The organism is Deltaproteobacteria bacterium (assembly GCA_026712905.1).
Taxonomy (GTDB): domain Bacteria; phylum Desulfobacterota; class Binatia; order UBA9968; family JAJDTQ01; genus JAJDTQ01.
In genome coordinates, this window is sequence record JAPOPM010000085.1 from 1 (window position 1) to 12,901 (window position 12,901).

Sequence of the window (12,901 nt, forward strand, 5' to 3'; positions counted from 1 at the left end):
GCGGCATCAAAAAGTTGACCGTCTGAACTCTCAGTATTATCGTTAAGACACCAGAATGTAGTGCCAGAAGAAAAAAATCGACCCGCTAACCCCCCGAATTATAATGACTTTCATTTACCTATGTTAAACTTGGGTTAGGCTTTGTGCTGACAATCATTGGATAGGCCGCAAGCGTACACCGGGAAGCGTATACGCAGGATCAATGGAGTCTAAGTGTATGTGGATGATTGGAGACTGTCAAATTTAACCACTACCAATGAAGGTCTGCATCTCCCTGTCAGAACAGGTGGCAGGCCACGCTCCGCTCCGGGGCGACCTCCTGGAGCGTTGGTTCCTCTTCCGCGCACCGCGGCATGGCCAGGGGGCAGCGCGGGTGGAAGCGGCAGCCGGAGGGCGGGTCCATGGGGTTGGGGACTTCGCCGGCGACGACGGTGTCGTCCTGCGTTCCCGCGCGCACCGGCAGGGCAGCGGCGATGAGAGCCTTCGTGTAGGGGTGCAGGGGCTCGCCGTAGAGGGTGTCGGCGGTGCCTTCCTCGACGATCCGGCCGAGATACATGACCGCGACCCGGTGGCTCAGGTGCCGGGAGACGGCGAGGTCGTGGGTGATGAGCAGATAGCTGAGGCCGTGCTCGTCCTGGAGGTCCTTGAGCAGGTTGATGATCTGGCTGCGGATGGAGGCATCCAGGGAGGCTACGGGCTCGTCCAGGACGATCAGGCGGGAGTGGGTCACCAGCGCTCGCGCCAGGGCGATGCGCTGCCGCTGGCCGCCGCTGAACTCGTGGGGGTAGAGGCGGGCGAAGGCGGGGTCGAGGTTGACGTTGCGCAGGACCTCGGCCACGCGCCCGCGCACCTCTCCCCGTGCGAGCCCGCCGTTCACCTCCAGCGGCTCACCGACGATGCCGCCCACGCGCATCCTGGGGTTGAGAGAGCTATGGGGGTCCTGGAACACCGCCTGCACGGTGGCGCGGTAGCGCCGCAGGTCGTCGCCGGACATCTGCTGCAGGTCCACGCCTTCGTACAGAATTTCGCCTGAACTGGGCTGCTCCAACAGCAGCACGAGCCGGGCCGTGGTGCTCTTGCCGCAACCCGACTCCCCCACGAGCCCCAGCGTTTCGCCCGTGTCGATGCGGAAGCTCACGTCGTCCACGGCGCGCACCCAGCCGATGTTGCCGCCGAGGATCAACCCCTTGGTCACGGGGAAATGCTTACGGACGTTCCTGGCTTCCAGCAGGGACGGAGTCATGGGGATCCTTCGCGTGCAGCCAGCACGCCACGCTGTGGCCGTCGTCCAGCTTCGTCACCGGCGGGAACTCGCGCCGGCAGATGTCCTGTGCCCGCGGGCAACGGGGCGCGAAGGCGCATCCGGGTGGGAGATCGTGGACCAGCGGCGGGCTCCCCTCGATGGAGACAAAACGGTGCACCTTGCGGTCCATGCGCGGCACCGACTGGAGCAGTGCCTCGGTGTAGGGATGTGCCGGGCGCTCGAACAGGTCCTCCACCGTCAGTTGCTCTACTATCTTGCCGGCGTACATCACCGCCACCCGGTCGCAGATGCGCGCGAGCGTGCCCAGGTCGTGGGTGATGTAGAGGATGGAGAGGTTGGACTCCTTCTGTATTTCCTTGAGAAGGCGCAGGTACTGGGCCTGGATGGTCACGTCCAGGGAGGTGGTGGGCTCGTCGGCGATAAGGACCTTGGGGCCGGCGGAGATGGCCGTGGCGCCCACGACCCGTTGGCGCATGCCGCCGCTGAACTGGTGCGGATAGTCCTTGAGACGCGACTCGGGCGCAGGGATGCGCACCAGGCTCAGGAGCTTCGCGACCCGCTCCCGGATGCCCGAGCGCGGCACGATGCGGTGCACGCGCAACGGCTCCGCCACTTGGTCGCCGATGGAGAACACCGGGTTGAGGGTGCTGAGGGGGTCCTGCAGGATCATGGCGATCTGCCGCCCCCGGACCCGGCGCATCTCCTCCTCGGACAGGCGCAGCAGGTCCCGGCCCTGGAACAGCACCTGGCCGCCGACGATGCGGCCGGCCGGGCGCGGCACCAGCCGCAGGATCGACAGGCTGGTCATGCTCTTGCCGCAGCCGGACTCGCCCAGAAGTCCCAGGGACTCGCGCTCGCCGAGCGAGAAGGAAACGCCGTCCACCGCCTTGCCCGTGCCCCAGCGGGTGAAGAAGTACGTCCTCAGGTCCTTGACTTCCAGGAGCGGTGCGCGGGGAGCGTTGGCGAGCGTGTCCATGACATCCACAGGAGCGCGGAACGGCGGCCCAACGCATCTTGACACAAAATCGATGGTAGTAGTAACCGTAACTTCAAGGAGCGCACCGACACCGTAGCCGCCTCCGGAACGGCAGCATCGCCCGGGGCCGCGCGGCGGCCGCGGTTCCGACACACCAACGCGAGACCCTGCTTGGAGAAACTTCAATGGATAACTTCGGGAACACACTGGTCATCGACGCGGACGGGCACGTCAACGAGGGTGACATCGACTTCAAACCCTGGCTGCCCGAGAAGTACAAGTCGTTGGCGCCGGTACGTCTCAAGGACAATCGGGGCGGCAACCGCCTGATGCTGGAGGGGCGCATCTGGCCGGCCAACGAGGGACCTGGGCCGGGTGTGACGGGGCCGATGACCGAAGAGGCACGCAAGGGCCGACCGGGCATGACCGACCCCAAGGAACGCCTCAAGGACATGGACCTCGAAGGCATCGACGTGGCGGTGATCTTCGGCACGCAGATCGCGCTCACGGTGAACGGGATCATGGACAAGGGTCTGGCCGGCGCCCTCTGCCGCGCGGTCAACGAATGGCTGATCGAATATTGCTCCGCGGACACCAGCCGCCTGCGAGCGGTGGGGCTCATCCCCTGCCAGGACCCCGACGCGGCCGTGCGCGAGCTCCACTACCTGGCCGACCATGGCGCCACCACCGCCATGCTGCCCACCAACGTCTACGGCCGGAACATGGGCGACCCCATGTTCGACCCCATCTACGCCGCGGCCCAGGAAATCGGCATGCCGCTGTCGGTGCATCCGCAGACCGGCCACGACGGGATTCCCGGCGTGTCCGGCGTGATGGGCGCCGGCAGCCGGCGCTTCTACAAGTACGTGTACGTGCACATGACCGCATTCCCCTTCGAACTGATGATCGCCATGATGCACATGCTCGGCGAGGGGGTGTTCGACCGCTATCCCAGCCTCAAGATCGCTTACATGGAGGGCGGCGCCGGCTGGCTCCCCTTCTGGATGGAACGCCTCGACGAGCACATGGAGAAGCTGGCGCCACAGATGCCGGAGATGCGCCGCCGTCCCAGCGCGGTCGTCCAAAGCGACCAGCTCGTGCTCTCGTGCGAGTCCGAGGAGACCGGCCTGGACCGGGTGCTGGAGGCCTCGGGCGCCGCCACCGTGCTCTACGCGTCGGACTACTGCCACTGGGACTGCCACTTCCCCTACTCGGTCCGGGACGTCATCTCCGGCGGCGACCTGAGCTTCGAGCAGAAGGAACAGGTGTTGTACAAGAACGCCGTGGAGTTCTTCGATCTGAAGGACCTGCCCGAGCCCGCGGCGCTGGCCAAGGCCATGGGCACGTGGGACAGCCATAACGGGGGAGTCCCGCCGGCCTAGACCCCGGATCGTCATTCCCGCGAAAGCGGGAATCCAGGGGTGGGGCAAGGGAACACGCCGCTATACCCCGCTCCACCCCTGGATTCCCGCATTCGCGGGAATGACGATCCGGGGGCGTGACAATTCAACCAGTCTTCTGCGGCACAAGCTCCTAGAGGCAGGACACGGATGGCGGCGACCGGCCCGGGCTCTCACCGGCATCCGTGACGATACGAACCCACAGGCATCGGACAAACGGGATCACTGGAGGAACACCATGAACACCCAGGCACGCATCGGCCTTATCATTCCGTCAGCCAACCGGCTCACCGAGCCCCAGTTCAACCGCTACGCGCCGGCGGACATGGACATCCACGTCACCCGCCTGCGCATGACCGGCAAGTGGAGCAAGCCCCTCGACGAACTCCAGGGAGCCATCGAGGAAGCCGCGGCAGTCTTGTCCGACACCAGCCCGGACGTGATCGTGTTCCATTGCACGGCGAACTCGATGGAGGGGGGCCTCGCCGGCGAGGAGCGGATCACCGAATGGGTCGGCCGGGCAAGCGGATGCACCGCCGTCACCACCAGCCAGGCCATCACCGAGGCGCTCAACGAGCTGGCGATCCGCAAGCTCGTGCTCATCAGCCCCTACGTGGAGAAAACGAACCAGGCGGAAGTGCGCTACATGGACGAAGCCGGCTTCGAGGTGGTCCACGAGTTGGGACTGGGCCTCCCGGGAAGCGACGACTACATCGCGGTGACTCCGGAGCAATGGCTGGACATCACCTGCGACAACTCCCGTGACGAAGCCGAGGGCTACTTCCTGAGCTGCACCAACACGCGCATGATCGAAACCATCGAAGCGGTGGAGAGCCGCCTCGCCCGTCCCGTGGTTTCGAGCAACCAGGCGGCGCTGTGGGCCTGTCTGCGGCGCATGGACCGGCCGACGTCCATACCAGGGCTCGGGCGCCTGTGCGCCGAGGGATAACAGTTGAACCGTCATTCCGGCGGAACAGCCTGTGTCAAGACTTCGCTTGGACAAGAAACGGCACCAAGGCCCCACATCGTCATTCCCGCGAAAGCGGGAATCCAGGGGTGGAGCGGGGTCAAACGGGTGTATTCCCCGCCGCACCCCGCCTGGATTCCCGCTTTCGCGGGAATAACGTTCTGTTACCTTGGCACAGCCGGGGAAGCCCGTATCCGTCCGAAACACGTTTGACAACCTCTCACCGCCGGCAGTACAAACATCCCAAGGCGCTGCCCCTGCGTCCACGCATTCCAACCGCGGCGCCGTTTCTCCCAGGAGGCTAACATGGCAGGAGTCATCGATGCGGATACGCATATCGCCGAGCCCGAGGCGATGTGGAAGTTCTTCGACGAGGACATGTACCCGCGCCGCCCGGTGCTGACGTCCATCACCGACGACACGCTGTACGGCACGCGCAACAAGTTCTGGCTCATCGACGGCAACATCTTTCCGAAGCCCTCTGGCAAGGGGGGATTCAGGCTGGTGACGCCGACCGCGGCCACGCAGGAAACGGAACGGAACGACAGCCTCATCGCGAGCCGCGAGATCACCGACGTGGGTGTGCGGCTTGCGGACATGGACCGCCTCGGCATCGAGACACAGGTGATCTACCCCACGCTGTTCCTCGTTTATCTCACCGAGGACGTGGACCTGGAGATCGCGCTGTGCAAGGCCTACAACCGCTTCATGTGGGAGGTGGAGGAGAAGGCCGGAGGACGGATGCGCTGGAACGCGGTGCTGCCGCTCCGCTCGGTGGACGCGTCCATCGACGAGATGCGCCTGGCCAAGGAGCACGGCGCCGTGGGCATCTTCTTCCGCGGCATGGAAGGCGACCGGACCCTGGACGACCCCTACTTCTTCCCGGTGTACGAGGAGGCCAACTCGCTGGAGCTGCCCATCTGCATCCACACGGGCTCGGGCTGCCCCACCCTCACCAACATGTTCAACCTGGAGCGCAACCACACCTTCGCCCACGGCCGGGTGCTGCCCATCTTCGCCTTCCGGGACATCATCCACAACCGCATCCCGGAGATGTTCCCCAAGCTGCGCTTCGGTTTCATAGAGGCGTCGGCGGGCTGGGTACCGTTCCTGCTGCACATCCTGCGGCGTCTGCTGAAGCAGCAGTTCAAGTTCGAGAGCAGCGTGGAGCTGTTCCGGAAGTACCGGCTGTTCGTGGCCTGCGAAGCCGACGAGGACATCCCGTACCTGATCCGCTACATGGGCGAGGACAACATCGTCATCGGTTCCGACTACGGCCACAACGATCCCTCGTTCGAACCGGAGCTGGCCCAGACCATCCGTTCGCGCGAGGACCTGTCGCCCGCCATCGCGGACAAGATCCTGAGCGAGAACCCGAAACAGCTCTACGCGCTGTGAGGCGCTGAAACGCGGCGGCCGCCGGGGCGTGATTCCCGGCCGGCGCCGCAATCGCGAGCCCGCCATGATGATCATCGATTCCGACACGCATATCGCCGAGCCCCTCGGCATGTGGGACCACCTCGACGCAGACCTCTACCCGCGCCGCCCGGTGCTGGCCAAGGTACCCGAGGACACACTCTATGGTCCGCGCAATGCCTTCTGGCTCATCGACGGCAACATCGTGCCCAAGCCCAACGGCAAGGGCGGCTTCCGGCTGGTGACGCCGTCCGCCTCGAAGCTCGAATCGTCGCGCAGCGACAGCCTCATCGCCAGCCGCGAGATCACCCGGCCGGAGGTGCGGCTGGCGGACATGGACCGGCTCGGCATCGACGTGCAGGTCATCTATCCGACGCTGTTCCTGGTCTACCTGACCCACGACGTGGAGCTGGAGATCGGTCTGTGCAAGGCATACAACCGCTACATGTGGGAGGTGCAACGGACCGGGAAGAACCGCCTGCTGTGGACCGCGGTACTGCCGCTCCGCTCCATCGAGGCTTCCATCGACGAGATGCGCCTGGCCAAGGAGCACGACGCCGTGGGCATCTTCTTTCGCGGCATGGAAGGCGACCGGACCCTGGATGACCCCTACTTCTTCCCGGTCTACGAGGAAGCCGCCAGACTGGATCTGCCCATCTGCATTCACACGGGCATGGGCGCGCCGTCCATCATCAACCTGTTCAGCGTCGAGCGGAACTTCTCGTTCGCGCAAGGACGGGTGCTGCCGATCTTCGCCTTCCGGGACCTCGTGGCCAACCGCATTCCCGAACAGTTCCCCGGCCTTCGCTTCGGCTTCATCGAGGCCTCCGCCGGCTGGGTGCCGTTCATGCTGCACATCCTGAAACGGCTGATGAAGAGCGACTGGAAGCACAAGTCCGACGAGGGCCTGTTCCAGGAATACCGCCTGTTCGTGGCCTGCGAGGCGGACGAGGATGTCCCTTATCTCGTGGACTACATCGGCGAGGACCACCTGCTCATCGGATCGGACTATGGCCATCAGGACCCCTCGTTCGAGCCGGATCTCACGGGCACCATCCGCGGCCGTGAGGACATCCCGCAACGGGTGGCCGACAAGATGTTCAGCGACAACGCCAGGCAATTCTACGGGATCAACGGCGCCTGATATTCCACCAACCCGTTTTCGAGACGAAAGGAGAACCCCATGCGCGCAAACGCGTTTCCGGTCATCGACGGCGACGGCCACATCATGGAGAACGCCAGCGAGATCATGCCCTTCATGGGCGAGAAGTACGTGGGCAGCGATGGGCAGCCGGCGTGGGCGCGCATGTACTCGCTGTTCCCGTCGCTGGACGGGTGGACCCGGCTGTCGAACATGAGCTCGTCGGGGCTCCGGGACTATCCCGACTGCGACATGTGGGTTTCCTTTCTCGACGACTGCGGCATCGACCGCACCATCGTCTATCCCACGGCGGGTCTGGGCTACGGGCTCATCCAGGACCCGACCTACGCCGTCAACATCGCCCACGCCTACAACACGTGGCTGCACCGCTACTACATGGACAAGACATCCAGGGTGCTGGGCGCGGCGCTGATCCCCGTGCACAGCGTCGAGGACGCCGTCAAGGAAATGCGCCACGCCAAGGAGGAGCTGGGCATGCCGGCGGCGGTGCTGCCTTCGGTGAACTCCCTGGGCAAGGGCTACGGCCACGAGAGCTTCTTCCCCATCTACGAGGAGGCCTGCCGCCTGGACATGGCGCTGGCGGTCCACGGGGCGCCGAGCGGCGGTCTCGGGTTCGACCACCTCGACACCTTCGCCGAGGTGCACGCGCTGGAGCATCCCATCCCGCTGCTGATACACCTCACCAACATGGTGTTCCAGGGGGTGTACGAGCTGTTCCCGGACCTCCGGGTGGCCTACCTCGAGGCCGGCGCCGGCTGGGTGCCGTTCATGATGGACCGGCTCGACGAAGGCTACGAGCGGCGCGGCAAGAAGTGGGCGCCGCGGCTCAAGCACTCTCCGAGCCACTACATCAAGAGCGGCAGCGTTTACGTGTCGGTGGAATCGGAGGAACGCACCCTGCCCTTTGTCGTGGAGCTCTTCGGCGAGGACCACATCTTCTTCGCCTCCGACTACCCGCACGAGCGTCCGCGCGAGGAGTATCTCAAGGACATTCCCGAGCTGTGCGCCCGGGAGGACGTCTCGGATACGGCCAAGCGAAAAATCCTGGCGGACAACGCCAACCGCTTCTACCGGCTGAACTGACCCGTCGCGGCCGGATTACGCGATGAAATGCTTGATTCGGCGCGCCAGTCGGTTAGAATAGAGAGATCATGGCCAAGACATTTCAGCAGTTGATGGACGAGGCGCGCGGCGTCGTGAAGGAGTTGTCTCCGCAGCAGGTGGAAGACGTGCTGCGGAACGACGGCCAGCACGTGGTCCTCGACGTCCGTGAGAAAGAGGAATACCGCGAGGGGCACCTGGCCAACGCGGTGTCGGTGCCGCGGGGCTTCCTGGAAATGAAAATGGACGCCGAGGTGCCGGACAAGTCCACGCCTATCATCGCCTACTGCGCCGGCGGCGTGCGCTCGCTGCTCGCCGGCAAGGTCATGAAGGAGATGGGTTACGAGGACGTGACCTCCATGTCCGGCGGCTACACGGCCTGGAAGAACGAGGGCTACAACTTCGTCCAGGACCGGCAGTTCTCCCAGGAGCAGCTCACCCGCTACAGCCGCCACTTCCTGCTGCCCGAGGTGGGCGAGGAAGGACAGGCGAAGCTGCTCGACGCCCGCGTGCTGATGGTGGGCGCCGGCGGCCTGGGATCACCGTCCGCGTATTATCTGGCCGCGGCCGGCGTCGGCACCATGGGCATCGTCGATCACGACGTGGTGGACCTGTCCAACCTGCAGCGCCAGATCCTCCACACCAACGACCGCATCGGCGAGCCCAAGGCCGAGTCGGCGCGGCAGACGCTTCAGGGACTGAACCCTGACGTCAACGTGATCGCCATTCCCGAGCGGCTGAGTTCCGACAACATCATGGAGATCATCAAGGACTACGACATCGTGGTGGACGGCTGCGACAACTTCGCCACGCGCTACCTGGTGAACGATGCCTGCGTGATGACCGGCAAGCCCAACGTCCACGGCAGCATCTTCCAGTTCGAAGGGCAGGTGTCGGTGTTCCATCCGGGGAACGGCCCGTGCTATCGCTGCCTCTACCCCGAGCCCCCTCCTCCGGGCATGGCGCCGAGTTGCGCCGAGGCGGGTGTGCTGGGCGTCCTGCCCGGGCTCATCGGCACCATCCAGGCGCTGGAAACCATCAAGCTGATCCTGGACAAGGGTGAATCCCTGGCCGGACGGCTGCTGCATTTCAACACGCTGACCATGGAGATCAACACGTTGCGCCTGCGGCGCGACCCCGAATGCCCCATGTGCGGCGACAAGCCCACCATTCACGAGCTCATCGACTACGAGGAGTTCTGCAACATTCAGGGAGCGGCCTGAGGATTCGTTCGAAGGCTACGAACCCGAGCCTGTCAAACGCCATTCCCGCTTCGGTGGGGATGGCGTTTCAGTTTCAGCTTACCGATACGGGGTGCGTTGCGGGCGCACCGTAATCTCCACCGGACATGCCGTAGGCGGCGCGCTCAGGACGAAGAGCACGGCCTGGGCCACGTCCTCCGGCTGGATCATCCGGGAGCGATCCAGGTGCTTGACCGGCGGGATCATCCCGGTGTCGACGAAGCCGGGCATGATGGCCGCCACCTTGATGCCGTGCTCCCGCACCTCTTCGAACAGCGACTGACTGAAGCCGATGAGCCCGAACTTGGAGGCGGCGTAGGCAGCGGAACCTGCCTGCCCTGCCCGGCCCGAGATCGAAGAGACGTTCACGATGGCGCCGGTATGCCGGGTCATGAGGGTCGGCAACACGAGCCGGGAGAGGATCATGGGCGCCAGCAAGTTGACGCGAAGGGTCCGCTCCCAGTCCTCCACCTTGCTCTTGACGACGTTGGCCTTGACGCCCCAGCCGGCGTTGTTGACGAGGAAATCGATGGTGCCGAAACAGTCGAGGGTGTGCTGGACGAGGGCGGCGAGATCTTCGTGGCTGGACAGGTCGGTGCGGCAAGGGGAAGCCTGTCCTCCGCGCTCCGCGATGGCCGTCTGAACCGCCGCCAACTGGTCCGTGGTCCTTGACGCGAGCACCACGCGGCAACCGTTCTCCGCGGCCGCCAGTGCGATGGCGCGGCCGATGCCCCGCCCCGCCCCGGTGACGATGCAGACCTTGTCCTGGAGCTGGCTCACTGAACGGTGGGATGCGGCTCGGGCGGGCGCATCATCACGGGCGAGCCGTGGTGATGGATCATGAACCAGCCTTCCGGGCGCTCTTCATAGATGTTGGTGGTGAGCACCACGGCCGCGTTGTTCTGGCCTTCCAACGTGGAGTTCAGGTTCTCGTACAAGGTCACCCAGGCGAGTCCGCCTTGCATCTGGATCCGCACGTCGGTCAGGCCGAAGTGCATTTCCTGCGTGTTCTCGAAGATACGCCTCCAGCTTTCCATCACGGCGTCCCAGCCGGTGAGCAGGGCCCAGCCGGGATGGACGCACTTGATGTAGTCCTCGCGCAGCCAGATACCTTCCATGCGCTTGAAGTCGAGGCTTTCGAACGCCTCGTAGAACCGCCGGTTGACGTCGTTGACCGGATCTTCCGCGGCCATGCCTATTACCTCCCCCGCCCCTGGATTCCCGCGTCAATGGCTCGGGGGCGGCGCCATCACCACCAGCAGCCTGAGCCGGGCCGGGCCGAGGTTCTCCACGCCGTGGGGTTCGCCCGACGGCGCCAGAACGACCTCGTCCTTGCCGAGTTCCCGCTGTTCCCCGGCCACGTGGAACAGCCCCGTGCCTTCGAGCACGAAGTAGACCTTGTCGGTTCCCTCATGCGTGTGAACTTTTTGCGCCTGTCCCGGCTCGAAGCAGTAGACGTCGCAGAACAGTTGCCCGGTGGCGAAGACGCCGTGCTTTTGCATCTTCTCGGGCGAGAATTGCGCAATCTCCGTTACCTTCTTGAACACGTCCATGAAACAGCACCTCCCGACTGCTCGCCATGGTACAACAGGCATCCTGCATGCAAAAGTTGACGGGAATCTGCTATCTCTCGGACATGCGCTCCGCCCTTGTCAGGTACCACGAGATCGCCCTGAAACGCGGCAACCGCGCCTATTTCGTAGACCATCTGAAAAGGAACATCAGCACGGCGCTGCGCGGGCTGGGGCTCAAGGAGATACGCAATGCCTCGTCGCGGCTGCTGCTGAACTTCAACCACGACGTGCCCGCGGAAGAAGTGACCGCACGGCTCGCCGGGGTCTTCGGCATCGCCAACTTCTCGCTGGTGGAGCGCACGGACACCGACATGTCCGCGGTCGGGGAACACGTGCTCCAGGCCCTCCAGGGACAGTCGTTCGACTCCTTCCGCATCGAGGCCCGGCGCGTGGACAAGCGTTTCCCGCTCACATCCACCGACATCAACCGCGAATTGGGCGCCCTGGTCCAGGCGCACTCCGGCGCGCGGGTGGACCTGACCCACCCCGAAATGACGATTTCCGTGGAGATGCTGCCGTCGAGCGCGTTCGTGAGCCTCGGACGCAAACCCGGTCCGGGCGGGCTGCCCGTCGGCGCCAGCGGACGGCTCGTATCGCTCATCTCCGGTGGCATCGATTCGCCGGTGGCCTCCTACCGGATGATGAAGCGCGGCTGCCGGCTCATCTACGTCCATTTCCACAGCACTCCGTTTCTCGACCGCTCTTCCCAAGAGAAGGCCAAGACGCTTGTGGACATGCTCACGCGCTACCAGTTTCATTCCAGGCTCTATCTCGTGCCCTTCGGCGAGATCCAGCGACGCATCGTGGCCGCGGTGCTGCGTCCCCTGCGGGTGGTGATCTATCGCCGGATGATGCTTCGCATCGCCTCGGTCATTGCGGCCAAGGAGCGCGCCCGCGCCCTGGTCACCGGCGAGAGCCTGGCACAAGTGGCGTCCCAGACGCTGCCCAACATCGCGGTCATCGAGGAGGCCGCGCGGCTCCCGGTGCTGCGTCCTCTGGTGGGCATGGACAAGCAGGAGATCATCGACGAGGCCATGGGCATCGGAACGTTCGAGACCTCGGTGCTGCCCGATCAGGACTGTTGCCAGCTCTTCGTGCCGCGCCATCCGGCGGTGAAGGCCACGCTGCGGCGGGTGCGCGAGGCCGAAGCGGCGCTGGACCTCGAGGAACTAACGGGCCTGGGAGCGGATCACGTGGAGGTCGAACGCTTTTCCTTCCCGGAGGCGTGACCTAGTGTGGTGTCTGGTTAATTCGCATAATAATATGCGGAGGATTTTTCGTTGTCGGCAAGGCGCGATGACGAGCAGTGGCGGGTACCACGCGAGGAAGAGTAACGCAGCCGACGGCGAAAAAGACCCATATATTGTATACTGATCTCACCTGTTTTTCCACGATTTCTCGGGTCGCGGACAAACGCTGCCATGTCAAGCCCGGTCGCGACAGCCATCCGATAACTCCCTAAAATACAGTGGGTTATAGTGGTTTCCGAATGACTCATGCCCCTGTGCTCTTCGGTCAAGCCACGCCAGATGATGACAGCCCACACTCCAGGCTGCGAGTCCAGTGGGTTGCGTTTCGATTACGGTCCTGATAGCATTTTCTCCGGTTTCGGGTTTTCGTTTCGAGTTCCGAGGCCGGAGGAAATTCCCCCATGCCCGCACGCCCACCCGTCAAGCTCACCAAACGCGCCATTGATGCGCTCGCCGTGGAATCGGGCGACACCGTGGTCTGGGACCGGGACCTGCCGGGCTTCGGCATTCGGGTGTATGCCTCGGGCCGCAAGGTCTGGTGCGTGCAGAC

General features: G+C 64.5%; 12 protein-coding genes. 7 read left to right on the forward strand and 5 right to left on the reverse strand.

Features of this window, described 5'->3' with window-relative positions:
• Positions 1-277: 277 nt before the first annotated feature.
• The gene (locus OXF11_06815; protein MCY4486815.1) at positions 278-1,243 is read right to left on the reverse strand and encodes an ATP-binding cassette domain-containing protein; all 966 of its coding nucleotides are present in this window, start codon (positions 1,241-1,243) and stop codon (positions 278-280) included.
• Positions 1,206-2,240, reverse strand: a complete 1,035-nt coding sequence (locus OXF11_06820; protein ID MCY4486816.1) for an ABC transporter ATP-binding protein — start codon at positions 2,238-2,240, stop codon at positions 1,206-1,208. Before OXF11_06820 ends, OXF11_06815 begins: the two co-directional genes overlap by 38 nt.
• Before the next feature lie 185 nt (positions 2,241-2,425).
• Here OXF11_06820 and OXF11_06825 point away from each other — a divergent pair, with 185 nt between their 5' ends.
• The 6 genes from OXF11_06825 (at position 2,426) to moeB (ending at position 9,509) form a co-directional block, all read left to right on the forward strand.
• The gene (locus tag OXF11_06825; protein ID MCY4486817.1) at positions 2,426-3,622 is read left to right on the forward strand and encodes an amidohydrolase family protein; all 1,197 of its coding nucleotides are present in this window, start codon (positions 2,426-2,428) and stop codon (positions 3,620-3,622) included.
• Positions 3,623-3,878: 256 nt separating this feature from the next.
• A complete protein-coding gene (locus OXF11_06830) occupies positions 3,879-4,589 on the forward strand; it encodes a hypothetical protein (GenBank protein ID MCY4486818.1) in 711 nt (236 codons plus the stop codon).
• A 324-nt stretch (positions 4,590-4,913) separates the two neighbouring features.
• A complete protein-coding gene (locus OXF11_06835) occupies positions 4,914-6,005 on the forward strand; it encodes an amidohydrolase family protein (GenBank protein MCY4486819.1) in 1,092 nt (363 codons plus the stop codon).
• A gap of 64 nt (positions 6,006-6,069) precedes the next feature.
• A complete protein-coding gene (locus tag OXF11_06840; protein MCY4486820.1) occupies positions 6,070-7,167 on the forward strand; it encodes an amidohydrolase family protein in 1,098 nt (365 codons plus the stop codon).
• Between the two features lie 39 nt (positions 7,168-7,206).
• Positions 7,207-8,268, forward strand: coding sequence for an amidohydrolase family protein (locus OXF11_06845; protein ID MCY4486821.1), 1,062 nt, complete (start codon positions 7,207-7,209; stop codon positions 8,266-8,268).
• Between the two features lie 68 nt (positions 8,269-8,336).
• Complete coding sequence (gene moeB / locus OXF11_06850; protein ID MCY4486822.1) at positions 8,337-9,509, forward strand: molybdopterin-synthase adenylyltransferase MoeB; 1,173 nt, start codon at positions 8,337-8,339, stop codon at positions 9,507-9,509.
• A 78-nt stretch (positions 9,510-9,587) separates the two neighbouring features.
• On the opposite strand, the gene OXF11_06855 is transcribed toward moeB, so the two are convergent.
• Genes OXF11_06855 through OXF11_06865 form a run of 3 tightly spaced genes read right to left on the reverse strand, consistent with a single transcriptional unit; the run spans position 9,588 to position 11,080 of the window.
• Entirely contained in the window at positions 9,588-10,307 is a 720-nt protein-coding gene (locus OXF11_06855; protein MCY4486823.1) for an SDR family NAD(P)-dependent oxidoreductase, read from the reverse strand.
• Positions 10,304-10,720 (reverse strand): nuclear transport factor 2 family protein, encoded by a 417-nt coding sequence (locus tag OXF11_06860; protein ID MCY4486824.1) that lies wholly within the window; start codon positions 10,718-10,720, stop codon positions 10,304-10,306. Before OXF11_06860 ends, OXF11_06855 begins: the two co-directional genes overlap by 4 nt.
• Positions 10,721-10,753: 33 nt before the next feature.
• The gene (locus OXF11_06865) at positions 10,754-11,080 is read right to left on the reverse strand and encodes a cupin domain-containing protein (protein ID MCY4486825.1); all 327 of its coding nucleotides are present in this window, start codon (positions 11,078-11,080) and stop codon (positions 10,754-10,756) included.
• Between the two features lie 47 nt (positions 11,081-11,127).
• On the opposite strand from OXF11_06865, the gene thiI reads away from it, so the two are divergent.
• Entirely contained in the window at positions 11,128-12,330 is a 1,203-nt protein-coding gene (gene thiI, locus OXF11_06870) for a tRNA 4-thiouridine(8) synthase ThiI (protein ID MCY4486826.1), read from the forward strand.
• The last annotated feature ends 571 nt before the right edge of the window (positions 12,331-12,901 follow it).

Coding starts and splice junctions, on each gene's coding strand:
- OXF11_06815 (MCY4486815.1), bottom strand. CDS start 1,243: ATGACTCCGTCCCTGCTGGAAGCCAGGAACGTCCGTAAGCATTTCCCC.
- OXF11_06820 (MCY4486816.1), bottom strand. CDS start 2,240: ATGGACACGCTCGCCAACGCTCCCCGCGCACCGCTCCTGGAAGTCAAG.
- OXF11_06825 (MCY4486817.1), top strand. CDS start 2,426: ATGGATAACTTCGGGAACACACTGGTCATCGACGCGGACGGGCACGTC.
- OXF11_06830 (MCY4486818.1), top strand. CDS start 3,879: ATGAACACCCAGGCACGCATCGGCCTTATCATTCCGTCAGCCAACCGG.
- OXF11_06835 (MCY4486819.1), top strand. CDS start 4,914: ATGGCAGGAGTCATCGATGCGGATACGCATATCGCCGAGCCCGAGGCG.
- OXF11_06840 (MCY4486820.1), top strand. CDS start 6,070: ATGATGATCATCGATTCCGACACGCATATCGCCGAGCCCCTCGGCATG.
- OXF11_06845 (MCY4486821.1), top strand. CDS start 7,207: ATGCGCGCAAACGCGTTTCCGGTCATCGACGGCGACGGCCACATCATG.
- moeB (MCY4486822.1), top strand. CDS start 8,337: ATGGCCAAGACATTTCAGCAGTTGATGGACGAGGCGCGCGGCGTCGTG.
- OXF11_06860 (MCY4486824.1), bottom strand. CDS start 10,720: ATGGCCGCGGAAGATCCGGTCAACGACGTCAACCGGCGGTTCTACGAG.
- OXF11_06865 (MCY4486825.1), bottom strand. CDS start 11,080: ATGGACGTGTTCAAGAAGGTAACGGAGATTGCGCAATTCTCGCCCGAG.
- thiI (MCY4486826.1), top strand. CDS start 11,128: ATGCAAAAGTTGACGGGAATCTGCTATCTCTCGGACATGCGCTCCGCC.